At 63.1% G+C, this 22,850-nt stretch carries 21 protein-coding genes; 15 read left to right on the top strand and 6 right to left on the bottom strand.

What is annotated here, in order from left to right:
* The first annotated feature begins 336 nt into the window (after positions 1 to 336).
* The 4 genes from NKH03_RS09555 to NKH03_RS09540 all read left to right on the top strand — a co-directional run bounded on the left by NKH03_RS09555 (position 337) and on the right by NKH03_RS09540 (position 4,444).
* The gene (locus tag NKH03_RS09555) at positions 337 to 1,272 is read left to right on the top strand and encodes a substrate-binding domain-containing protein (RefSeq protein ID WP_352870400.1); all 936 of its coding nucleotides are present in this window, start codon (positions 337 to 339) and stop codon (positions 1,270 to 1,272) included.
* 120 nt (positions 1,273 to 1,392) lie between these two features.
* A complete protein-coding gene (locus NKH03_RS09550) occupies positions 1,393 to 2,379 on the top strand; it encodes an ABC transporter permease (RefSeq protein WP_352870401.1) in 987 nt (328 codons plus the stop codon).
* A gap of 3 nt (positions 2,380 to 2,382) precedes the next feature.
* Positions 2,383 to 3,174: an ATP-binding cassette domain-containing protein gene (locus tag NKH03_RS09545; protein ID WP_352875477.1), complete on the top strand. Its 792-nt coding sequence runs from the start codon at positions 2,383 to 2,385 to the stop codon at positions 3,172 to 3,174.
* Between the two features lie 247 nt (positions 3,175 to 3,421).
* Positions 3,422 to 4,444, top strand: a complete 1,023-nt coding sequence (locus NKH03_RS09540; RefSeq protein ID WP_352867090.1) for a LacI family DNA-binding transcriptional regulator — start codon at positions 3,422 to 3,424, stop codon at positions 4,442 to 4,444.
* 351 nt (positions 4,445 to 4,795) lie between these two features.
* On the opposite strand, the gene NKH03_RS09535 is transcribed toward NKH03_RS09540, so the two are convergent.
* A complete protein-coding gene (locus tag NKH03_RS09535; RefSeq protein WP_352626440.1) occupies positions 4,796 to 5,386 on the bottom strand; it encodes a TetR/AcrR family transcriptional regulator in 591 nt (196 codons plus the stop codon).
* A gap of 260 nt (positions 5,387 to 5,646) precedes the next feature.
* On the opposite strand from NKH03_RS09535, the gene NKH03_RS09530 reads away from it, so the two are divergent.
* Genes NKH03_RS09530 through NKH03_RS09520 form a run of 3 tightly spaced genes read left to right on the top strand, consistent with a single transcriptional unit; the run spans position 5,647 to position 10,238 of the window.
* Positions 5,647 to 5,901 (top strand): hypothetical protein, encoded by a 255-nt coding sequence (locus NKH03_RS09530; protein WP_352968195.1) that lies wholly within the window; start codon positions 5,647 to 5,649, stop codon positions 5,899 to 5,901.
* The gene (locus NKH03_RS09525; RefSeq protein ID WP_352968194.1) at positions 5,895 to 9,071 is read left to right on the top strand and encodes an efflux RND transporter permease subunit; all 3,177 of its coding nucleotides are present in this window, start codon (positions 5,895 to 5,897) and stop codon (positions 9,069 to 9,071) included. The genes NKH03_RS09530 and NKH03_RS09525 overlap by 7 nt, the downstream gene beginning before the upstream one ends.
* A 15-nt stretch (positions 9,072 to 9,086) precedes the next feature.
* On the top strand, positions 9,087 to 10,238 hold the full coding sequence (locus NKH03_RS09520) for an efflux RND transporter periplasmic adaptor subunit (RefSeq protein ID WP_352968193.1): 1,152 nt from the start codon (positions 9,087 to 9,089) through the stop codon (positions 10,236 to 10,238).
* Positions 10,239 to 10,259: 21 nt separating this feature from the next.
* Here NKH03_RS09520 and NKH03_RS09515 read toward each other — a convergent pair whose 3' ends face one another.
* Entirely contained in the window at positions 10,260 to 10,397 is a 138-nt protein-coding gene (locus NKH03_RS09515; protein ID WP_352968192.1) for a hypothetical protein, read from the bottom strand.
* A gap of 90 nt (positions 10,398 to 10,487) precedes the next feature.
* Here NKH03_RS09515 and NKH03_RS09510 point away from each other — a divergent pair, with 90 nt between their 5' ends.
* The 7 genes from NKH03_RS09510 to NKH03_RS09480 all read left to right on the top strand — a co-directional run bounded on the left by NKH03_RS09510 (position 10,488) and on the right by NKH03_RS09480 (position 17,814).
* A complete protein-coding gene (locus NKH03_RS09510; RefSeq protein WP_352968190.1) occupies positions 10,488 to 11,180 on the top strand; it encodes a GntR family transcriptional regulator in 693 nt (230 codons plus the stop codon).
* Positions 11,181 to 11,215: 35 nt separating this feature from the next.
* Positions 11,216 to 12,322, top strand: a complete 1,107-nt coding sequence (locus NKH03_RS09505; protein WP_352968189.1) for a mandelate racemase/muconate lactonizing enzyme family protein — start codon at positions 11,216 to 11,218, stop codon at positions 12,320 to 12,322.
* 1 nt (position 12,323) lies between these two features.
* On the top strand, positions 12,324 to 12,458 hold the full coding sequence (locus NKH03_RS09500; protein WP_352968188.1) for a hypothetical protein: 135 nt from the start codon (positions 12,324 to 12,326) through the stop codon (positions 12,456 to 12,458).
* A gap of 38 nt (positions 12,459 to 12,496) precedes the next feature.
* A complete protein-coding gene (locus NKH03_RS09495) occupies positions 12,497 to 13,261 on the top strand; it encodes an SDR family oxidoreductase (RefSeq protein WP_352968187.1) in 765 nt (254 codons plus the stop codon).
* A gap of 436 nt (positions 13,262 to 13,697) precedes the next feature.
* Positions 13,698 to 14,672: an ABC transporter substrate-binding protein gene (locus NKH03_RS09490; protein ID WP_352968186.1), complete on the top strand. Its 975-nt coding sequence runs from the start codon at positions 13,698 to 13,700 to the stop codon at positions 14,670 to 14,672.
* Between the two features lie 77 nt (positions 14,673 to 14,749).
* On the top strand, positions 14,750 to 15,835 hold the full coding sequence (locus tag NKH03_RS09485) for a quaternary amine ABC transporter ATP-binding protein (RefSeq protein WP_352968185.1): 1,086 nt from the start codon (positions 14,750 to 14,752) through the stop codon (positions 15,833 to 15,835).
* A complete protein-coding gene (locus NKH03_RS09480) occupies positions 15,832 to 17,814 on the top strand; it encodes an ABC transporter permease (protein ID WP_352968184.1) in 1,983 nt (660 codons plus the stop codon). Before NKH03_RS09485 ends, NKH03_RS09480 begins: the two co-directional genes overlap by 4 nt.
* A gap of 15 nt (positions 17,815 to 17,829) precedes the next feature.
* Here the strand turns inward: NKH03_RS09480 and NKH03_RS09475 are convergent, their stop codons facing one another.
* Positions 17,830 to 19,188 (bottom strand): trimethylamine monooxygenase, encoded by a 1,359-nt coding sequence (locus tag NKH03_RS09475; protein ID WP_352867117.1) that lies wholly within the window; start codon positions 19,186 to 19,188, stop codon positions 17,830 to 17,832.
* A gap of 339 nt (positions 19,189 to 19,527) precedes the next feature.
* Here NKH03_RS09475 and NKH03_RS09470 point away from each other — a divergent pair, with 339 nt between their 5' ends.
* The gene (locus NKH03_RS09470) at positions 19,528 to 20,244 is read left to right on the top strand and encodes a helix-turn-helix domain-containing protein (RefSeq protein WP_352968183.1); all 717 of its coding nucleotides are present in this window, start codon (positions 19,528 to 19,530) and stop codon (positions 20,242 to 20,244) included.
* On the opposite strand, the gene NKH03_RS09465 is transcribed toward NKH03_RS09470, so the two are convergent.
* Genes NKH03_RS09465 through NKH03_RS09455 form a run of 3 tightly spaced genes read right to left on the bottom strand, consistent with a single transcriptional unit; the run spans position 20,241 to position 22,849 of the window.
* Entirely contained in the window at positions 20,241 to 21,281 is a 1,041-nt protein-coding gene (locus tag NKH03_RS09465) for a heme-dependent oxidative N-demethylase family protein (protein ID WP_352867121.1), read from the bottom strand. The two genes, NKH03_RS09470 and NKH03_RS09465, sit on opposite strands and share 4 nt — an antisense overlap.
* Positions 21,282 to 21,290: 9 nt before the next feature.
* On the bottom strand, positions 21,291 to 22,256 hold the full coding sequence (locus NKH03_RS09460; protein ID WP_352867124.1) for a PDR/VanB family oxidoreductase: 966 nt from the start codon (positions 22,254 to 22,256) through the stop codon (positions 21,291 to 21,293).
* Positions 22,253 to 22,849: a dimethylamine monooxygenase subunit DmmA family protein gene (locus tag NKH03_RS09455; RefSeq protein ID WP_352867127.1), complete on the bottom strand. Its 597-nt coding sequence runs from the start codon at positions 22,847 to 22,849 to the stop codon at positions 22,253 to 22,255. Before NKH03_RS09455 ends, NKH03_RS09460 begins: the two co-directional genes overlap by 4 nt.
* Position 22,850: the final 1 nt, after the last annotated feature.

Below are 22,850 nucleotides of genomic sequence, written 5' to 3'. Positions count from 1 at the left end.
GCTGCCGACGCTGGTCCTGATAGGCGTTGGGTGGCCGCCGGCGTCATCCATGTCGGGGCTGATCGCGCTATCGCGGCCCGAGGCGAGGCAATTCGTTTGGCTGCCTCGCCGCCAATTATCCGACAGTCGGAAAATCGCCTCAACTGATGCAATCTGATGGGACCGTTGATGGCGCCCCGTCAGGCGCCAACTACATCTGCAGATGGAGGCTTGCCATCCGTCGAAAAAGGGAATGCTCTGACGCGTCCGACCGGCGCTGGCAAAAGACGTAATCCGGCGGTCGCCGGAACAAGGGACGGACTGAGAACTGACCATCTACAAACGGGAGGAAATCAAATGCTGACACGGCTAAGACTCGTCCTATACGGCCTGTTGGTGGCGCTGACGATTGTTCCGGCAGCGGCACAGGCCAAGACATTCTACTGGATTTCGCATGGTGGCCCGGCCGATCCGGTCTGGACCTACTTCCTGGCCGGCGCCAAGCAATGGGCCAAGGACACCGGCAACACCGTCAACACCTCGTTCCACAATGGCGATGTCGCCTCGCAGCAGGAAGCGGTTCGCGCCGCCCTCTCCGCCAAGGCCGATGGTATCGTCACCACGAGCCCCGATCCGGGCAGCCTGGTAGAAATCGTCAAGGAAGCGCGTGCGGCGAAAGTGCCGATCATCAATTTCAACACGCCCGACCCTAAAGCGGACTTCAACGCCTATGTCGGCGGCGACAATGTCACCTTTGGCAAGCACTGGGCGCAGTATCTGGTCGACAAGGGGCTGGTGAAGAAAGGCGACTTCGTCTGGATGCCGGTTGAAATCCCCGGCGCCACCTATGGCGTCCAGGAAGAAGAAGGCATCAAGAGCGTCTTCGAGCCGCTCGGCATCACCTACGAGATCACCGAAGCCACGCTCGACCAGGCTGAAGTGATCAACCGCATGGTCGACTACCTGACCGCCAACAAGGCCAAGGTCAAGGCGATCATCGGCCTCGGCGACCTTGTCACCGGCTCGATCAAGCGGGTGTTCGACCAGGTCGGTATCAAGGCGGGCGAAATCCCGGTCGTCGGCTGGGGCAACTCGCTCGACACCACCCAGGAAGTGCTGAACGGCTATGTCAATGCCGGCCAGTGGCAGGACCCGCAGGCGACCAGCTATGTGGCACTTTCGCTGGCCAATATGGCCGCCAGCGGCATTCCTCCGGGCTTCAACGTCATCACCGGCGCGCTCTACGAAAAGGACACCGCGCAGGTCTACGACGACATCCTGTCCGGCAAGTAACATCCCAAACCCAAACAGTCGCGATCGCCCGGGCGGTCGCGACTGGCTTCTCATTTTCGCCGAGCCCTTCGCGCACGGATGTGCCAGGCTCAGCCTTTCCACTCATGTCGCGGGTTGCTCGTGGAAAATCGTTCGCTCATCCAACACCTGGTCGCGCGGCCAGAATTCGGCCCCTTCGTGCTGCTCGTCGTCGAGATCGCCGTTTTCTGGGGCTTCAATCACGACTTCCTGTCGCCGCAGAACATCTCCAACACGCTCGCCTTCACCGTCGAGCTCGGCCTGATCGCGCTGGCGATGACGCTGTTGATGACGTCGGGGGAATTCGACCTCTCGGTCGGTTCGCTGTTCGGTTTCTCGCCGGTGCTGATGTGGACGCTGTTCAACAGTGGCCTCACATCGCTGGAGGTCGGCTTTGTCGCCGCACTTCTGGTTGCCGGCTTCATCGGGCTGGTGAACGGCTGGTTCGTGACGCAACTCAAGATCCCGTCCTTCCTGGTGACGCTCGGCATGCTTTTGGTGGTGCGCGGCACCGCCCTGTTCGTCACCGATGGTTTTCCGCAGCGCACCTGGAGCGCGGAAGGCAGCTGGCTGGCGGAAGCGCTGGTCGGCGACTTCTTCATCGGGCCGTTCCGCATCTACATGTCGCTGTTCTGGTTCATCGCCGCGGCCATCGCGCTCGGCTATGTGCTGACGCAGAGCCGGACCGGCAACTGGATCCAGGCGGCCGGCGGCAATCCCAGTGCGGCGCGCGCCCGCGGCGTCAATGTCAGCGGCGTCAAGATCGGCCTGTTCGTGCTGTCGTCGGTCATGGCGTCGCTCGCCGGCGTCATCTCTTCGCTGCGCACTTCCGCCGCCAATCCCAACAGCGGCACCGGCTATGAGCTCGAAGTCATCGCCATGGTGGTGATCGGCGGCACGGCGCTGACCGGCGGGCGCGGCACCATCATCGGCACCGTGCTCGGCATCCTGATCCTGCGCGTGATGCGCAACGGCATCGTGCTGATCGGCGTGCCAGGTCTTGCCTACAACATCTTCATCGGCGCGATCATCCTTGGCATGATGGCGCTCCATTCATGGCTGGAACGCCGGCATCAGGCGGGGACTTGAACCATGGCCGAGCCACTGATCCGCATGACGAACATCCGCAAGTCCTATGGCCGCGTGCAGGCGCTGGAGGATGCCAATTTCCATGTCAATGAACGGGAGATCGTCGGCCTGCTCGGCGACAATGGCGCCGGCAAGTCGACACTGATCAAGGTGCTTTCGGGCGCCGTTCCATTGACCAGCGGCGATATCTTCATCCGCGGCCAGAAGGTAAGCCTACGCAGCACCAGAGACGCCATCGCCCAGGGTATCGAGACGATCTACCAGGACTCGGCGCTGGTCACGCAATTGTCGATCGCGCGCAATCTGTTCCTCGGACGCGAACCGATCAAGCCGCCGCGCTTCCTCAACCGGATGGACCAGGACGCCATGAACACGGTTGCCCGCGACCTGCTCAAGCAGGTCGGCATCTCCAAGAACATCCCGCCGACGACGCCGATCGGCTCGCTGTCGGGCGGCGAGCGCCAGGCGGTGGCGATCGCGCGCGCCATGCATTTCGACAGCGACCTGATCATCCTCGACGAGCCGACCAACAATCTCGGCGTCGCCGAAACACAGGGCGTGCTGAGCTTCGTGCGCAACGCCCGCGATTCCGGTCATTCCTGCATCTTCATCGCGCACAACATCCACCATGTCTTCCAGGTGGTCGACCGCATCGTCGTCATGCGCCGGGGCAAGGTGGTCGCCGACGACATCGACCCGAAGAAAACCAGCGTGGCGGAAGTCGAACGGATCATCACCGGCATGTCGGACAAGGAAATCCGCGATGCCATCGCCGATGGCAAGCCATCGCACTGACTATCGGGTGATGGGCGGCAATCATCCATCACCTCAGATCGCATCGCTCGTCTGGCGCGGCATCGCATCGGCGCATAGGTTGCGGCATGAAAATCCACCGTCTCGGATATCGCCCGCAATTGCGGGCCGTGGGTTGCGGCATGAAAATCCACCGTCTCGGATATCGCCCGCAATTGCGGGCCGTGGGTTGCGGCATGAAAGCCACCGTTTCGGATAACGCCCGCAATCGCGGGCCGGGGGTTGCGGCATGAAAGCCACCGTCTCGGATATCGCGCGCAATTGCGGGCTGTCGACCGCAACGGTCGACAGGGTGCTCAACAACCGGCCGGGTGCGAGCGCCGCCAACCGGCAGCGCGTCATGGAGGCGGCCAAGCAGCTGGGCTATCTGCCGGTCGCCGATCAGGTGACGCTGCCTTCGCGGCCCGCGCACCTCGAATTCCTGCTGCCTATCGGCAGTAATGCCTTCATGCGCGATCTTGCCGGGCATATCGAGGACTACGCCGCGCGCCTGCCGCTCGTCGCCTCGTGCCGGATCCACAATCTCGCTGGCATCTCGCCGAACGCGCTGCAGAGTGCCGTCGAAAATCTCTCACTGCGGGCCAATGGCGTCGGTGTCATCGCCGTCGATCATCCGCGTACGCGCAACATCCTGCGCGACATTGTCGACGCTGGGATGCGCCTGGTGACGCTGGTGTCAGATGTTCCGGCGGCACCGCGATCGGCCTATGTCGGCATCGACAACCGGGTGGCGGGACGAACGGCGGCGCTGTTGATGGGACGCTTCCTTGGCGGCCGCACCGGCCATCTGGCGATGGTCGTAGGTTCCCGCTCCTATCGCGGCCACGAGGAACGCGAAATGGGTTTCCGCTCGGTGCTCAATGAAGAGTTTCCCAACCTGACTGTGAGCAGCGCCGTCGAGATCAACGACGAACCCGACGTCAGCTACATCGAAACCATGAAGGCACTGCACAACGAGCCGGAACTGTTGGGCATCTATTGCGTGGGAGCCGGACACTCGGGCGTTGCAAGGGCGATCCGGGAAGCCAGGCCGAACCGCAAGCCGGTGTTCATCTGCCACGACCTCACCAAGGACACGCGCGGCCATCTCGTCGACGATCTGCTCGATGTCGTCATCGACCAGAATGCCAGGCTGATCGCGGAACAGTCGGTCATTCGCCTGCTCGGCTCGATTGCATCCTCGGCGCCGTATCTGACGCGGAAGTTTATCGAGCCGCGGTTGATCTTCAGGGAAAACGTTCCAGTGCAGTGAAGGCGCGTCTGATTGCAGACTGAGCTTTTCCTGCCACAACCCGCAACTTTCGCGGGCGTCACGGCAAATCTGCACAGCAGCTATGCACGATTCATTATTGCCGAATCATTGGGCAAATCGTAGTTTCTGGTTGTCGGCCATCTACTCCTCCCAGATGCGATGCCGACGCTGAATGGGGCGCACCTCCTCCCGCGCCACATTCGAAATCGAGCCCGCTGCCACCTCCTCCCGGCAGCGGGCTTTTTTCGTTCCAGCGACGGTTTGCAACATTGCTCACGTCAAAAGACGCGAGACATCGTTCACTCTCGGTCGCAAGATCGAATAAGGCCAGTCAGCTGCCGCAGTAAGACTTCAGCCGGCAGCGGTGCCTCTGAAAGAGACGATCAGCCCTTCCGCCATGCGGACGAACTGCGCGCTCGGGCCTTCCGTGCCGACGCTCTGAACACTGACACGGGCGCCTTCAAGCAGAAGCGACAGAGTGTCGGCGAGCAACTCGGCCTGGCCGATGCCGGCATCCCTGCACAGCGTCACGAGGCGATCGCGCTGTGCTTCCTTGAGTTCCTTGATCACGCGCCTGGCCGGATGATCGGTCTCGCTCAGTTCGACGGCGGCATTGGCCATATCGCAGCCGCGGCCGTCCGCCCTGAGCATATCGGCGGCAACCCGGACCCAGGCATGCAGTTGCGCCAGCTTGTCGCCAGGGTGCTCGGTTTCGAACTTTTCCCACATTGCACCAGCCTTGCAGGCGGTGGCGCGCAGGCATTGGATGATGAGGTCGTCCTTTGAATCGAAATGACGATAGAGCGTCATCTTGTTGGTTCCGGCGGCCTCAGTGATCGCGTCGATGCCGACGCCCTTGATGCCATGCTTGTGAAACATGTCCTGCGCCGTCTCCAGGATCCTGTCCCGGGGGCGGGCGCGCTCCACAGTGCCGTCTTCCATCAAAACCTCCTTGGTTTCCCAAAAATCCCTCGGTACGCCTCTTGACTAGGGTGTTACCGGTCTGTAACGTCACGAATGTTACTTACTGGTAACACCTATGTCGCCTTTCGTCAATCACAAGGCCGTGATCTGGTCCTACCAGATCAAAACAGGCCAGATCGAGACAGGCGAAAAATTGCAGATCATGCGGCCTCGGCCGGTGAAGAGATGAAAACGGTTCGCGAGCATGGGCTGCGAATCGATAGACAAGGAGCCGGCCAATGCCACAGCGCCGCGATCTTACCATAGATGAAGCCGTCCGGGATCCGATGATCCGGCTGGTCATGAAAGCCGATGGCGTCGACCCGCGCGCCTTCGAGACGATGCTGCGCTCGCTCGCCGATGCACAGCGCCGCGAGGTGCCGTTGCTGCGTTCCCTGGAGGAACGCAGTGATGGGCGCGGCCAAAGGCTGTCCAGGGTTGCCAGCGCCTTCGGGCGGGCAAGAGCAGCCGGGGAGGCGTGCGTGTCGTGGTAAACTTTTTCATCCACCGTCCGATCTTCGCCTCGGCGATCGCCATCATCATGGTGCTCGCCGGGACGATTTGTTATTTCCTGCTGCCCGTTTCGCAGTTTCCCGACATCACGCCGCCACAGGTCGTGGTCAGCGCCCACTATCCGGGCGCCAGCGCGCAGGTGGTCGCGGACACCGTGACGACGCCGCTCGAGCAGCAGATCAACGGCGTGCAAGGCATGACCTACATGTCGTCGACGAGCTCCAATGACGGCTCCTCGACCATCACCATCACCTTCGATGTCGGTTATTCGCTCAGCACCGCCGCCGTCGACGTCCAGAACCGCGTCTCGCAGGCTGCCTCATCGCTGCCGGCGATCGTCAACCAGGGCGGCGTTACCATCAAGAAGCAGAATCCGAACTTCGTCCTCATCGTCAACCTGACCTCGCCCGACAGTTCGGTCGATCCGGTGGCGCTGAGCAACCTTGCCTATCTGCAGGTGGTCGATCCGCTGAAGCGGTTGCCCGGCGTCGGCGACGTGCAGATCTTCGGCGAACGGCGATATTCGATGCGCGTCTGGCTCGATCCGGACAAGCTCGCCAATCTCGGCATTACCGCGGTCGACGTTCAAAACGCCATCTCCGAGCAGAACGTCCAGGTGGCGGCCGGCAAGATCGGCCAGTCGCCGGCCCCCGCCGGCACCGCTTTCGAAATGCAGGTCAACGCCGTCGGCCGCCTGAGCGATCCCAAGGAATTCGGCGACATCGTCGTGCGCGCCAACACGGACACCGGCTCGCTGGTCAGGCTGCGCGACGTCGCCCGCATTGAGCTCGGCGCGCTGCAATATTCGTCGTCGGCCTTCTTTGGCAAGGACCCGACGGTGGTGCTCGCCGTCTACCAGATGCCCGGCTCCAACGCGCTCGATCTGCAGCAGCGTGTCAAGGACAAGATGCAGGAGCTTTCGGGCCGTTTCCCGAAGGGCGTCTCCTATGCGATGCACTATGACACGACCCGCTTCGTCTCGGCGTCGATGCATGACGTGCTGATCACGCTCGGCGAAGCGCTGGTGCTGGTCGTCGCCGTGGTGTTCCTTTTCCTTCAGAGCTGGCGCACGACGATCATCCCGACTATCGCCATTCCGGTGTCGCTGGTGGCGACGCTGGTCGTCATGGAGATGCTCGGCTTCTCGCTCAACATGCTCTCCCTGCTCGGCATGGTGCTGGCGATCGGCCTCGTCGTCGACGATGCCATCGTCGTGGTCGAGAATGTCGAACGACAGCTGGAGGCCGGGCTCAGACCGCTGGCGGCGACGAAGGCCGCGATGGCCGAGGTCACCGGTCCGATCATCGCCACCACAGCCGTGCTGATGGCGGTGTTCGTGCCGGTCGCCTTCATTCCGGGCGTCTCCGGCAAACTCTACAACCAGTTCGCGCTGACGGTGGCGATTTCCGTCGGCATCTCCGCCTTCAACTCGCTGACGCTCAGCCCCGCGCTCAGTGCCGCCTTCCTGCGGCATCGCGAGCCGACGCAGTTCGTGCTGTTCCGCTGGTTCAACACCGGCTTCGACAGGCTGTCGCATGCCTATGCCAATGGCGTGCGCATTCTCATCCGCTTGCGCTGGATCATGCTCGGCCTGTTCGCGGCCGGACTGGTCGCCACTTACTTCGTCTGGCAGCGACTGCCCTCGACATTCCTTCCGGTCGAGGACCAGGGCTATTTCTTCGTCGTCATCCAGTTGCCCGACGGCGCTTCGCTGGAACGCACCGACGCGGTGGCGCAGAAGGCGCGCGACATCCTGCAGGCAACGCCCGGCGTCGACATCGTCGGCTCGATCAGCGGACTGAACTTCCTGACCAGTGCCGCCCAGTCGAATTCGGCGGTCGAATTCGCCATCCTCAAGCCATGGGAGGAACGCGGTCCCGACCAGAGCGCCTCGAAACTCGTCGCCGACGTGCGCGGCAAGCTGATGCAGATTCCGGAAGCCTTCGCGCTGAGCTTCGATCCGCCCTCGATCCCCGGTATCGGCACCACGGGCGGCTTCGAGTTCGTCGTCGAGGATCTCACCGGTCGCGGCAGTTCAGCCCTCAACGATGCGACGCAAGCCGTGATCGCCGAGGCGCGCAAGCAGCCGGAGATCAATCCGCAGCAGCTGTTCTCGCCGTTCTCGACCTCGACGCCGCAGTTCAACTACGACCTCGACCGCAGCAAGGCCAAGCTGCTCGGCCTCAACCTGCCCGATGTGTTCAGCACGCTGCAGATCTATCTCGGCTCACTCTACGTGAACGATTTCAACCTGTTCGGCCGCACCTTCCGTGTGACCATCCAGGCTGACAAGGATGCACGTGCGGGTGCCGCCGACATTTCGCGGCTCTATGTGCGCAATGCCTCCGGCGGCATGGTGCCGCTCAACACGCTGGGCAAACTCGTGCCCTTCGTCGGCCCGGAAACCGTGCCGCACTACAACAACAACGCCTCGGCCTCGATCAATGGCGGCGCCGCACCCGGCTTCTCCTCGGGCCAGGCGGTCGCCGCAATGGAACGGGCCGCTGCCACCGCGCTGCCCAGGGATTTCGGTTTCGAATGGACCGGCATCACCTTCCAGGAGCTCAAGGCAGGATCGATCGCGTCCGTCGTCTTCGGCCTCGCCATCGTCTTCGTCTTCCTGATCCTAGCGGCGCAGTATGAGAGCTGGGCGATGCCGTTCATGGTGCTGCTGGCGGTGCCGCTCGCTCTGTTCGGCGCGTTCGTAGTGCTGTGGGCGCGCGGCATGCAGATCGACGTCTACTCGCAAATCGGCTTCGTCATGCTGATCGGCCTGGCGGCGAAGAACGCGATCCTGATCGTCGAGTTCGCAAGGCGACGGCGTGAGGAAGGCTTGAGCATTGTCGAGGCGGCGATGGAAGCCGCACGGCTCAGGCTGCGGCCGATCCTGATGACGGCCTTCGCCTTCATCCTCGGCGTGCTGCCGCTGATGTTTGCGACCGGCGCCGGTGCAGCAAGCCGTCAGTCGATCGGCACCACCGTCTTCGGCGGCATGGTCGCCGCGACCATCCTGTCGCTGGTGTTCGTGCCGGTATTCTACGCGGTCATCGAACAGCTGCGCGAACGCCGCGGCAATGACGAGCCCGCTACTCAAGACAATGAGCCAACGACTGACCACGCCTTCCCGCCCCTGGCGGAAGCGGCCGAATAAGATTGGAGACTGATCATGCGTAAATGGAAAATCGCGTTGGGAACAGCCGTCGCGCTGGGTGCGATCTCGGTGGCCAGTGTCCACCTGCTCGACATGGGCAACCTTAGCCTCAATGCCGGCACGGCCGGTGCCGCACCCGCTCCGGCGGCGTTCGTCATGCCGGTGCCGGTGGTCAGCGTCGTCAGGAAGACAATCCCGATCTACCTCGACTATGCCGCGCGGACGGAACCGATCCGCAGCATCACCTTGCAGGCCAGGATTCCCGGCTATCTGCAGGAACAGACCGCTGCTGACGGCGTCGACGTCCGGCAAGGCGATCTTCTCTACAAGATATCGCCTGACGACTTCCAGGCCGCTCTTGACCAGGCGAAGGCGCAGGTGCAGCGCGACATGGCGACGCTCGACTATGCCCGCTCCAATCTTGGCCGTGGCACCGAGCTCGCCAAGAGCGGTTACCTCGCCAAGGATGGCTTCGACCAGCGCACCAGCACCTTGCGCGAGGCACAGGCGTCGCTCGCGCTCAACCAGGCGACGGTTCGCACGGCAGAGCTCAATTTGAGCTATGCCGAAATCCGGGCGCCGTTTGGCGGACGCTTGGGCCGCAACCAGGCCTCTGTCGGAACGCTGGTCAGCGTCGCCGGCACGGTGCTCAACACGCTGGTGCAGCTCGATCCGATCTACGTCACCTTCAATCCGAGCGAGACGGATCTGGCCGAGATCGAGCAGGCCCGCGCCAACGGCCCGATCGAGGTCGAGGTGCTGCTTCCAGGCCAGACCGAGGCCAGCCAGAAGGGCGAGCTCACCTTCATCGACAATTCGGTCGACCGCTCGACCGGCACCATCACCGCGCGAGCGACGATCGGCAATGGCAAGTTCACCCTGTTGCCCGGCCAATATGTTCGTGTCCGGCTGCATGTGAGGCAGCAGCCCGATGCGCTCATGGTACCGCAGACGGCGCTGGGCTCGAGCCAGCTCGGCAAATATCTCTATGTCGTCGGCAAGGGCAACACGGTCGACCAGCGGCTGGTTTCGCTCGGCCCGACGAGCGGCGGTCAGGTCGCCATCTTGAGCGGCGTCGCCGAGGGCGATCAGGTCATCACGGGCAATCTGCAGAAGATCGGACCCGGAATGCCTGTATCGCCAATGCCGGAAAAGCCGGCCACCTGAACACCCCCGTCAGGACCGGCTTCAGCGCGGCGCCCCGACCTTCCCACAGGTCGTGGGCGCCGTTTTCGTGAGCAGTTCCACCAGACCGGCGACATCGGCGCGGTCGGCCTTGGCCGGCGGCTTCAGCGGCCGCGCGGCCTGAGGCTGAAGAGGCAACATTCCAGCGGTCCCCAAGAATCCGAAGATGACCTCTTGTTAGATTGTCGACAATCTGCTTGTCTTGCTTTCGGTTACCTTGGGAGCAGCCGAATGGGGAAAGCGGACTTCAGTCCGATTGCGGACACGACGCGCCGCGCCGAGATTGTCGCGCTGCTGCGGCGCGCGATCCTGACCGGGCAGCTCGAACCCGGCCAGAAGCTCAACGAGCTTAGGATTTCCGAACAGATGCGGGTCAGCCGCGCGCCGCTGCGCGAGGCGATGCGCGAGCTGGTCCAGGAAGGCATCCTGACCGGCATTCCCTATGCCGGCACCTTCGTCATCGAGGTCACGGCCAAGGACATCGACGACGCCTATTCGTTCAACAAGGTGATGGACGAGCTGGCCATCGAGCGGGCGTGGCCGCTGCGCGACCAGCGCTTCTTCGACGAGCTCGACCGGCGCCATGAAGCAGTGAAGCAGGCGACCCGTGCGTTGGACACGACGCGCCAAATCGAAACCGCGCTGCAACTGCATGGCCTGATCTACGAATGGGCCGACAATTCGGTGCTGCTGGAAACCTGGCATCGGCTGACCAGCCGGCTGCAGATGTATTTTGCGCTCCACCAGCATGCCCGCAATGAGCCGGTGCCGGCCGAAGACGCTCACGAAACCTATGTGCGGTTGCTGAAGGGCAAGGACATGCGTGCAGCGCAACGCCATGCCAGGGAGCACATCGATCTCGATTTCGAGGAGTTGCTTTCCTACGCGCGCGGCCTCGAACACCGCCCATCGAAGGGCGCCTGACCCGTTCCCAACATCACAGACAGCGGAAAAGACACGTGCAGATCGAAATCATCAAGGCCTACCATGTCGTGCAGCCCTTCGTGGACGGGCCCTACCGCATGTCGAAGGGGCGGGTTGCCGACGCCTTCGACGCGGTCATCGTGTCGATTACATCAGACAGCGGCATCACCGGCTGGGGCGAAATGGCGCCGCTCGGCAATTTCTACTCGCCCGCCTTCGCCGCCGGCGTTCGCGCCGGCGTGGTGGAGATCGCGCCGCATCTGATCGGCCAAGAGCCGCGCGGACTGGCCGGCATTGGCCGGCTGATGGACACGGTGTTCAAGGGCCATCCCTACATCAAATCGGCGCTCGACATGGCCTGCTGGGATCTCGCCGCACGTGCCGCCGACGTGCCGCTGGTGACACTGCTCGGCGGCCGGGAGAGCGAGACCACCGAACTCTACAAGGTCGTCACCCATGGCAGCGTCGACGCCATGGCCGCGCTGGCCAAGCGCATCGTCAAGGACGGCTTTCACCGGCTGCAGGTCAAGGTCGGCGGCAATGTCCATGACGACATCGAGCGCGTCACTGCGGTCGCCGCTTCGGTGCCGAAAGGCACGGTCATCTTCTGCGACGCCAATGCCGGCTGGACACCCTACCAGGCGCGCCAGTTCGCCGATGCGACGCGCGCCATCGACTACACGTTCGAGCAGCCCTGCACGACGATCGACGAATGCATGTCGGTGCGCCGCTCGCTCGACAAGCCGATGGTGCTCGACGAGTCCGTCGCCTCGCTGGATGACATGCTCGACATCCATCGCAAGGGTGCGGCCGACGGGCTGACCTTGAAGATTTCGCGGCTCGGCGGCGTCAGCAAGACACGCCAGATCCGCGACCTCGCCGTCGACCTCGGTTTCATGATCACCGTCGAGGACACCGGCGGCGCCGAGATCGACACCGCTGCCATGGCGCATCTGTCGCTGTCGACGCCCGAAGAGCGCCGGCTGCACGCGATCGCCTTCCATGAATGGGTGACCGTGCGCACGGCGTCGAACGTGCCCCCGGTCACCGGCAGCCGCATGGGCATTCCGGACGGACCGGGCCTTGGCATCGACGTCGTTCCCGACCTGCTCGGAAAACCTTTCTTCGAGGTCGGTCGCTGAGATGAAAATCCGCGGCATCAAAGCCACGCCGATCAGCTTGCGCCTCGAAGCGCTCTATGCCTGGGCGTTCGGCGAGTTCGACGGGTTTTCACCGACCATTGTCGAGGTCCAGGATGGGAGCTTGCTCGGGACATAGCGCGGCGCGTACCCTCCCGAAGGCAGGGAGGGCTATCGATGGATCTTTTCAAACTTAAAGGCGATGTCGCGCTGGTCACCGGCGCCGGCAGCGGCATCGGCCAGGCGATCGCGATCGGGCTGGCCGAGGCGGGTGCCGACGTCGCCTGTTTCGGCCATGCCTCGAAAGGTGGACTGGACGAAACCGCGCACCGGATCACGGCACTCGGCCGCAAGGCGCTCGTGCTGGCCGGCACGGTGACGTCTGAGGGTGATCTCGCGGCGGCGATCGAACGCGTCGAGAGCGAACTCGGTGCGCTGACCGTCGCCGTCAACAATGCCGGCATTGCCGGCTCCGATCCGGCCGAGACGCTGTCGCTGGAGACATGGCGGAAGGTGCACGAGGTGAATGTCGCCGGCGTCTTCCTGTCCTGCCAGGCCGAGGCCCGCAAGATGCTGGCGCGACGCAAGGGCTCGATCATCAACATCGCCTCGATGTCTGGCACCATCGTCAACCGCGGCCTGACGCAAGCGCACTACAATTCCTCGAAAGCCGCCGTCATCCACATGTCGAAGAGCCTCGCCATGGAGTGGGCCGACCGTGGGCTGCGGGTCAACGTCGTCAGCCCGGGTTACACGCTGACGCCGATGAACAAGCGGCCGGAGGTGGCGGAAGAGGTCAAGATCTTCAAGCGCGACACGCCGATGGGGCGCATGGCGGCGCCGGAGGAAATGGTCGGACCGACAGTGTTCCTGGCCAGCCGCGCATCGAGCTTCGTTACCGGCCTCGACCTGATTGTCGATGGCGGCTACGTCTGCTGGTAAGGCTGTTTCGTGGCCGGGTGCCGCGACCGACTTCGCCCTCAGTCTGGAATTCCGCAGTGCGTAGCGGCGTCAGCCGTTGCGCCGCATGAACGTTGGTATATATAATTTCATCCTATGAAACGGCGTCGACGAGGATGGAGCTCGCCGGCCGAGATCATGGGATTTTGATGGCTCGCACGTCTCAGAGCGCCGCCGGAGCGGCGATCGATCCGTTGACGATTGCTCGCGCAGCAATCCACCCGATGCCATGACGCGGATCCATCCGATATCACACCATCACCAGATTGAGCACCATTTTGCCTGCGCCGATCGCGGCTGCAGCATGGGCATGGTGCGAACGAGCTTGCGTAACGACCAGCCTTTCCAACACAATCAAGAAAAGACGCAAGAAGGGAACGACTGAAAACATCCACATGGTTTGACAGGAGAACCAAACATGTCATTTCGCAGTGTGATTTCGAATCTATCAATGGGAGCCTTCGCGCTTGCCGCCGCAAGTGCGCTTACATCGCCGGCCCAAGCCGCCGCACCGGAATCCAACGACCCGATCAAGATCGCGCTGTTCGACTGGACCAGCGTCAATCTGAACGCCAAGATCCTCGGCGGCATCCTGGAAAAACTCGGCTACACTGTCGAATATCCGACCGCCGACTACCTCTCCAGCCTGACCACGGGTCTCACCAATGGCGATCTCGATGTCGGCCTGGAGTTCTGGGACACGACCGCCGGCGAGGCGATGAAGGCTTCCGATGCAACCGGCCAGACCGAACGGCTGGGCAAGCTCGGACCCAAGGCCAAGGAAGAGTGGTGGTTTCCCGAATACATGAAGGAGAAGTGTCCGGGCCTGCCCAATTGGGAAGCGCTGAAGGACCCGAAATGCGCCGAAGCCTTTTCAACGGCGGAGACCGCACCGAAGGGCCGTTATCTCGGCGGCCCGGTAACATGGGAAGGCTTTGACGACGAGCGCGTCGAGGCGCTGAAGCTGCCCTTCACCGTCATCCATGCCGGCACCGACGCGGCGATGTTCGCCGAACTGGACTCCGCCTATCAGCGCAAGGCGCCGATCATGCTGTGGATCTATTCGCCGCATTGGGCGCCGGCCAAATACAAGGGCGAATGGGTCGAATTCTCCGAATATACGCCCGAGTGCTACAACGATCCGAAATGGGGCACCAACCCCGACGCCAAATACGATTGCGGCAAGCCGCATGGCGAGATCTGGAAGTACTCCTGGGCCGGCATGAAGGACAAATGGCCGGTCGCCTACAAGGTGGCGAAGGCCTACACGGTCGACACCGACGAACTCAACAAGATGAGCGGCGAGATTGATCTCGGCGGCAAGACGCCGGAAGACGTCGCAGCCGCCTGGATCGCCGCCCACGAGGCCGACTGGAAAGCCTGGGCGCAGTAATCGTCCCAACTGGAAAAATGAGACCCGGCTGTTGATCAGCCGGGTCTCAATTCTTGATGTTCCAGAAGGACGTTTGAATGACGGACAAGACTGAACAGGGACCAAACGCGGCAGGCACGCCAAAGGATGCCCGCCCGATAAAGCTTGCCTGCCGCAATGTCTGGAAGCTGTTCGGATCGAACGCGGCCAACTTCATCCGCGAACGCGACGGCAAGGCCAGCATGGCCGATGTCACTGCCGCCGGACTGGTCGGCGCGGTGCGCGCCGTCGACCTCGAAATCCGCCAGGGCGAGACCTTCATCATCATGGGCCTGTCGGGCTCCGGCAAGTCGACGCTGGTGCGCTGCATGTCCAGGCTGGTCGAGCCGACCCACGGCAAGGTCGAATTCGAGGGCAAGGACCTCCTGAAAATCTCGGATGCCGCGCTCATCGAACTGCGGCGACACCGCATGGGCATGGTGTTCCAGAATTTTGCGCTTCTGCCGCATCTCAACGTGCTGGAGAACATCGCCTTCCCGCTCAGCATCCAGGGGCAGGACCGGCCGACGCGCGAGGCACGGGCCCGCGAGGTCATCGAGCTTGTCGGCCTGCGCGGCCGCGAGCACTTCTATCCGCGCGAGCTTTCCGGGGGCCAGCAGCAGCGTGTCGGCATCGCCCGCAGCCTGGCGACAAAACCGGAGATCTGGTTTCTCGACGAGCCGTTCTCGGCGCTCGATCCGCTGATCCGGCGCGAGATGCAGGACGAGCTGATGCGGCTGCAGACCATGCTGCACAAGACCATCGTCTTCATCACCCATGATTTCGACGAAGCCATCCGGCTGGCCGACCGCATCGCCATCATGAAGGACGGCGAGGTCATCCAGATCGGCACGCCGGAGGAGCTGGTGGTCAATCCGGCGACCGACTATGTCGCCGAGTTCACCCGCGACGTCGACCGCGCCAAGGTGATTTCGGCACGCAGCCTGATGCGCGCCTGCGACGGCTCGGAGCATGGCGGCACGGTGGCGCCGGATGCCAAGATCGCAAGCTTCTCGGCCGGTATCGTTGCCGCCAACAAGCCGTTCGCGGTGGTCAACGGCACCGGCAAGCCGATCGGCGAGGTGACGCCGCAAGCGGTGATCGATCTGCTGGCCGGCATCGACCGCTCGAGGGCCGGCGCATGACGGTGACGGCAAGCGCCAGCCAGGCAAGGTCGCGGCCGATTCAGGTCTGGCTGCTGGTCTGGGCGTTCGCGCTTGCCGCCGTGCTTGTCGTGTTCCTGTTGCAGGACCGGCTGCCCTGGGCCGTCAACTATCCGGCAAGCGCCACCGTGCCGGTCGCCGACTGGGTCAGCGCGCTGATGCGCTGGATCAAGTCGAACCTGTCGTGGTTGACCCGCTCGATCACCGCGGTGCTCGGCGTGCCGCTCGACTTCGCGCTCGATCTGCTGGCCAAGAATTTCAAGATAGGTCACGGCACTGAGGCCTATGTCCTGCCGCGCCTGTCCTGGATCGGCGTCTGCGCTGCCGCTTTCCTCGCTGGACATGCCGTTGGCGGCCGGAAACTCAGCCTGCTGGTTGGTGGCTGCTTCCTCTACATCGCGCTGTTCGGCCAATGGACCAGCGCCATGCTGACGCTGGCGCTGATCTCCATCGCCGTGCCGTTCTGCATCGTCACCGGGCTGTTCGCCGGCATCTGGGCGTGGCGCAAGCCATGGGCGGAAAGGCTCATCGTCTCCCCGGCGCTCGACCTGATGCAGACGATCCCGACCTTCGCCTACCTGATCCCAATGCTGCTGCTGTTCGGCAACAGCCCGGTCTCGGCGATGATCGCGACCGCAATCTTCGCCACCCCGCCGATGGTGCGGGCGACGATGCTGGGCCTGTCGCGGGTGCCGTCGGAGATCGACGATTTCAGCGAAATGGCCGGCTGCACGGCGCGGCAGAAACTGTGGCGGGTGCTGCTGCCGTCGGCGCGACCGACACTGATGGTCGGCGTCAACCAGGTGATCATGCTGGCGCTGAACATGGTGATCATCGCCTCGATGATCGGCGCCGGTGGCCTCGGCTACGACGTGCTTCTGGCACTGCGCGCGCTGAAGGTCGGCGAAGCGATGGAAGCCGGTCTCGCCATCGTCGCGCTCGCCGTCGCGCTCGACCGGCTGAGTCAGGCCATCGCGCACAAGCAGGCCAAGGGTCATGTCCATCAGGAGATGGGCCCGAGCCTCTGGCGGCGCTACCCCAATCTGACGCTGGCCATCGCCATCCTTGTCGTGACAACGCTGCTCGGCCTGTTCGTGCCGGCCTTCGCGGCGGTGCCGAAGGCGATCACCTTCACCACCGCGCCGCTGTGGAAGGCGGCGGTGAACTGGATAACGATCAATTTCTTCGATGCGATCGAGGCGTTTCGCGTGGCGCTGATCCTCAACGTGCTGAACCCGCTGCGCGCCTTTTGCGAAGGCTTTCCGTGGCTGGGTGCCATCTTCCTGCTCGGCCTCGCCGGCTACCAGCTCTCCGGCCTGCGTCTAGCCGCCCTGGTCGCCGCTCTGACCGCCTTCTGCGCCATCACCGGCCTGTGGGAAAAAACCATGGCGACCGTCTATCTCTGCGGCATCTCGGCCTTCATCGCTTGCCTGATCGGCATCCCCATCGGGCTGATGGCCTCGCGTAGCGACCGCTTCGAAAAGATCGTCACCCCGGTCATCGACACGCTGCAGGTGCTGCCGTCCTTCTGCTTCATCATTCCGGTGGTGATGCTGTTCCGGGTCGGCGACGTCACGGCGATGATCGCAACGATAGCCTTCGCCGTGGTGCCGGCGATCCGCTACACCAATCACGGCATCAGGCAGGTGCCGCCGGCGCTGATCGAGGCGGCCAAGGTGTCCGGCTGCACGCCGCGCCAGACTTTCTTTCGCGTGCAACTGCCGCTCGCGCTGCCGGAGATAATGCTCGGCGTCAACCAGACGATCCTGATGGCGCTGGCGATGATCATCATCTGCGCCATGGTCGGCACGCGCGATCTCGGCCAGGAGGTGTTCATCGCGCTGTCGAAGGCCGATTCCGGCCGCGGCATCGTCGCCGGCCTGGCGATCGCGTTCATCGGCATCGTCGCCGACCGGCTGTTCAGCGCCTGGACGGCAAAGGCACGGGCAAGGCTGGGGTAGCTTGAGGCGCGACGGCTATTCCGCCGCCACGCCTTTGACTTCCAGATAGCTCTCCATCGAATCGTCCAGCGCCTGCAGCCACGGGGTATGGTGCAGCGGCGCCATGGTGCCGGTCATCAACGAACGGTAGGCGTGGTCGCGGAAGCTCATAATGTCTTCCACCTTGTGGTGTTCCCACTCCATGAAGGTCTGGTTGACCGCCTCGACATCGAAACCGGGATAGTCGGTCTGGTCCATCAATTCCTTGGTGTAGTCGCCCTGGAACCAGATCATCTGCTCGGCGTCTTCCAGCGTTTCCTCGCGCGCGCGCCACTTCGCGCCGTGCTCGGCCATCGCCTCGGCGGACGGCAGCTTGATGCGGCCCAGGATGACGTCTCGCGCGAACCATGCCTGCGCGTCGAACATATTGAAGGTGTAGAACTGGTCCTGCATGCCGATATAAGAAAGCTGCGGGTTCTTCTCCCAGACGACGCCTTCATAGAGATCGAGCGGCCACATGCGGTTGGCGGTCTTGAGCTTCAAATCGTCGGTCAGGAACGGGAAGGAATGCAGGTAGCCGGTGCACAGGATGATGGCGTCGACGTCCTTGGTGGTGCCATCCTTGAAATGCGCCGTCTTGCCGACGACCTTCTGCAGCAGCGGCACCTCTTTCCAATTCTCCGGCCATTTGAAGCCCATCGGCTTCGAGCGGTAGCTGGAGGTGATCGATTTGGCACCGTATTTGTAGCATTGCGAGCCGATGTCCTCGGCCGAATAGGAACGGCCGATGATCAGGATGTCCTTGCCCTTGAACTCCATGGCGTCGCGGAAGTCGTGGCTGTGCAGGATGCGGCCGTTGAAGGTCGAGAAACCCTCGAAGTATGGCACGTTGGGCACCGAGAAATGCCCGGAGGCGACGACGACGTTGTCGAACTCTTCCGAGTAGGTGACGTCGTTGGTGCGGTCATGCGCGGTGACCGTGAATTTTTTCGTCGTGTCAGAAAAGGTGACCATGCGCACCGGGCTGTTGAAGCGCACCCATTTGCGCACACCTGATTTTTCGACGCGGCCCTTGATATAGTCCCACAGCACGGCGCGCGGCGGATAGGAGCCGATCGGCCGGCCGAAATGCTCCTCGAAAGTGTAGTCGGCGAATTCCAGGCATTCCTTCGGGCCGTTCGACCAGAGGTAGCGGTACATCGAGCCGTGCACCGGATCGCCATGCTCGTCGAGCCCGGTGCGCCAAGTGTAGTTCCACAGGCCGCCCCAGTCCGACTGCTTTTCGAAGCAGACGATCTCGGGAATGTCGGCGCCCTTGTCGGCCGCCGACTTGAAGGCCCTGAGCTGTGCCAGGCCGGATGGCCCGGCTCCGATGACGGCAACGCGACTTTTCATTGCAGGCCTCCCGATCTGATTTCGGCTTTTGTCTTGACGCAATCCCCAAGGGAAAGCGCTATAGGCTTTTCCCGGGAAAACCGGTTTACGCTTTTCCTGGAATTGCTCTTACGAAACAAATTTCACTCACAGGGACAGTAAATGGCCGTTTCGTGCTGTCAACAGGCCGGTGCTGAAACAAGGTTGCACCGTGGTGGATTTTCGCAAGAAACTGGCGCGGCCAAACGCGGGATCACGCGCATGCGCCTTCAGGCAACTTGCCGTCGCAGTTGCGCTGCTGTATCGGCAGCTTACATGTTCACCTAGAGTGAAATGAATCCGCAGAGTGCCGGGGCCGACATGGCGAAGACAGTTTCCGATTCCAAGGCTGGTTCCGCCGGTGCAACGGCCAAGCCGCTGCCAAAGGTCTCGGCCGACGGGAAGACCATCCGCGCGCCGCTGACGCAGAACCCGCATGCCATTCGCGACACGCGCGAAAAAGTGCTGGAGGTCGCGATCGGCCGCGAGGTGCGGGCTTTCCGCAAGAAGCTCGGTATCACCGTCGCCGACCTGGCGGTCGCCACCGACATTTCGCTGGGCATGCTGTCCAAGATCGAGAACGGCATCACCTCGCCGTCGCTGACCACCTTGCAGGCACTGTCGCGGGCGCTCGGGGTTCCCGTGACCGCCTTCTTCCGCCGCTTCGAGGAAGAGCGCAGCGCCGTCTTCGTCAAGGCCGGCCAAGGCCTCGATGTCGAGCGCCGCGGCACCCGCGCCGGCCACCAGTACAATCTGCTCGGCCATATCGGCTCCAACACCAGCGGCGTCGTCGTCGAACCCTATCTGATCACGCTGACCGAGGATTCGGATGTGTTCCCGACCTTCCAGCACGAAGGCATGGAGTTCCTCTACATGCTCGAGGGCGAGGTCGTTTACCGGCACGGCAGCAACCTTTACCCGATGAAGCCCGGCGACAGCCTGTTCTTCGACGCCGATGCACCGCACGGGCCCGAACAGCTGACCAAACTGCCGATGCGCTATCTCTCGATCATCTGCTATCCGCAGAGTGCGAGTTAGTCCGGCCCAAACCCCGGGCTCGTCAGGCTGCCATCATCGAGCTTCGACAGCCATTCGACCAACGCCGGGCGATAGCGTGTCAGGCCCTTGTAGTTGGCCAGTTCGTCGGGCAGGTCGCGGATGACGCGGTGCAGGCGCCGCGCCCATTTCGGCTGGGTCACCAGTTCGTCCATCTTGATCAGGTAGCAGCGGATCGGAAAGACGATGCCGTTCGAGCGCGGCAGGCGCCAGAAGCTCTGCAGTTCGACCCGCAGATGCACCTTGTCGCCGACATTTTCGGGCGTCACCGTCGCCCGGTCCGGACCCCATTTGTGATAGTTCTCAGGGCTCGTATCGAGGCGTGGATTGACGGTCATCGTCCAGTTCAGGCGCCGCGCCGGCTTGCCTTGCTGGATGTTGGTGAGGAATTTCAGCGCCCTGACGAAAATCCCCTTCTCATGCGCCAGCGGCACCGGCGCGTGCCATTCGAAGAAGTTCATGCCGATGTCGAAATCGAGTGACCAGTCGGCCTGGGTGGTGACCATGCCGGCATCCATCCACAGATTGCCGTCGCGCTGGTCGAGGATGCAGAAATCGCCCTGGCTCTGGCGAGTGATGTACTCCATCGGTCCGTAAGGCAGTGTCGAGGTGTCGCCGAAGGTGAAGGTGTCATCGATGCCGAGCGGCCGGTTGATCCAGCGCCAGCGGTCGCCATCGCGCGTCAGCGTGAAGTGCTCGGGATAGCCTAATGCCTGCTGCTCCATCAGGAGTTCGAGCAGGTCCCAGCCGGCCAGCGTCATGTGCGGCAGCGACTGGCAGCGCAGCGGATCCTCGGCCAACACCAAGGCACGGTCCTGCATCTCGGCGACATAGTGCTCGTCGACGTCGATCAGGTTTTCCAGCACGCTGCCCTTCGGCCCGACGACATGCGGCTCGATGTTCACCGCGTACATGTAGGCATCTTCGTGGAACGGGAACGGAAACCGCCTTATGTGTTCCGGGCTGTTCTTGAAGGTGAAATCGTCGCGGAACGTTTCCTTGCGAAAGGTGATGCCCATGATTTCCTCCTAGCGCTCCAGGACCAGCGACCGGCCCTCGAAGCGCGACACGCACGGCATGATCTTTTTGCCTGAACGGTGCTCTTCCTCGCTCAGCCAGTGGTCGTTGTGGATGAACCTGCCGTCCGAAGAGATGACGTTGGTTTCGCATTGGCCGCAGACGCCGCCGCGGCAGAGATAGGGTGGATCGACGCCGGCCGCCTCGATCGCCTCCAGAAGGCTCTGCTGTTCATCGACACGGATCGTCTTGGCGCTGACGGCAAGCGTCACGTCGAACGGCAACCCGGGCTGAGGTGCCGCGAAATGCTCGAAATGCACGGTCTCCCGCGGCCAGCCAAGGGCTGCTGCGCGATCCCGCGCCCAATTGATCATGCCGGCCGGGCCGCAGACATAGAGATGCGTGCCGAGCGGCTGCGTCGACAGCAAGCGGTCGAGCTCGATGCGTTCCTCGCGGTCGTCGTGATAGAGCCTGATGCGGCTGCCGTAGCGCTCGCGCAGCACATCGGCATAAGTGCCGAGCGATGCGGTGCGGCAGGTGTAGTGCAGCTCGAAATTGCCGCCTTCGGCCGCCAGCTGCGCGGTCTGCGCCATGAACGGCGTGATGCCGATGCCGCCGGCCAGCATCAGGTGCTTCCTGGCGCGCAGGTCGAGCGAGAACAGGTTGACCGGATAGCTGACCACCATCTCCAGTCCAGGCCGGACATTACGGTGCATGAACAGCGAGCCACCGCGGCCGACATCGTCGCGGCGCACCGAGATCGTGTATTCACGTGTGTCGAGCGGCGAGCCCATCAGCGAATACGGATTGAGCCTGGTGCGCTCGCCGTCGCGCATCTCGACCACGACATGGGCGCCGCCGGAAAAGGTCGGCAAAAGCTCGCCGTCGCGGCGGCGGAAATGGAAGCGGGTGACCAGGTCGTTGACCGGGACGACATCGCTGACGACGACGTCGAGTTTTGTTGTTCCGGTGCTCATCGAAAAATCTCCTCCATCGGAGGAATCTCCGAGCGATCTTCCGCATTGATGCAGACGCCCTGGAAGGCGGCGATGCGCCGGGAATAATGATCGCGCACCAGGAGCAGCAGCCCGCAATGCGCGCAGGGCGCCGGCTGCGTCGTCACATTGTCGGTGATGCCCTTGCAGTGCACGCACTGCATGCGCCGCGCCAGCGAGCCGCGGTGCTCGGTCTGGATCGAGGTGTGGTCGATGCCGGCTTCAAGCGCCACCTGCATCGCCTGGCCGATCAGGCCTTCAGTGCCCGAGAGATAGAGGCGCAGGCCCATATGCGCGTTGGCGAGCGTCTGCCTGAGCCGTGGCAGCAGGCTGGCGAAGGATGGCGCCTGGTGAAACCGCGCCGGCTTCAGCGCTTCGAGCGCGGCGATGTGCTTGCCGTCCGACCCTGGAATGAAGATGATTTCGGCATCGTCGAAGAACCCCGCGGGCGCGCTCCCCGCCATGTCCTTTATCGCCAGCGCCCCTTCCGCATCCGCGATAAAAAGATGATGCTTGCCAGGCTGCGGAGACAGCGTTCCGTAAACGGGCCGGCTGATGATACTTTTGACTGCCATC

The organism is Mesorhizobium sp. M1406 (assembly GCF_040317555.1).
Taxonomy (GTDB): domain Bacteria; phylum Pseudomonadota; class Alphaproteobacteria; order Rhizobiales; family Rhizobiaceae; genus Mesorhizobium.
The sequence above is the reverse complement of the archived record's forward strand: the minus strand, read 5'-3'. Positions and strand labels throughout refer to the sequence as shown.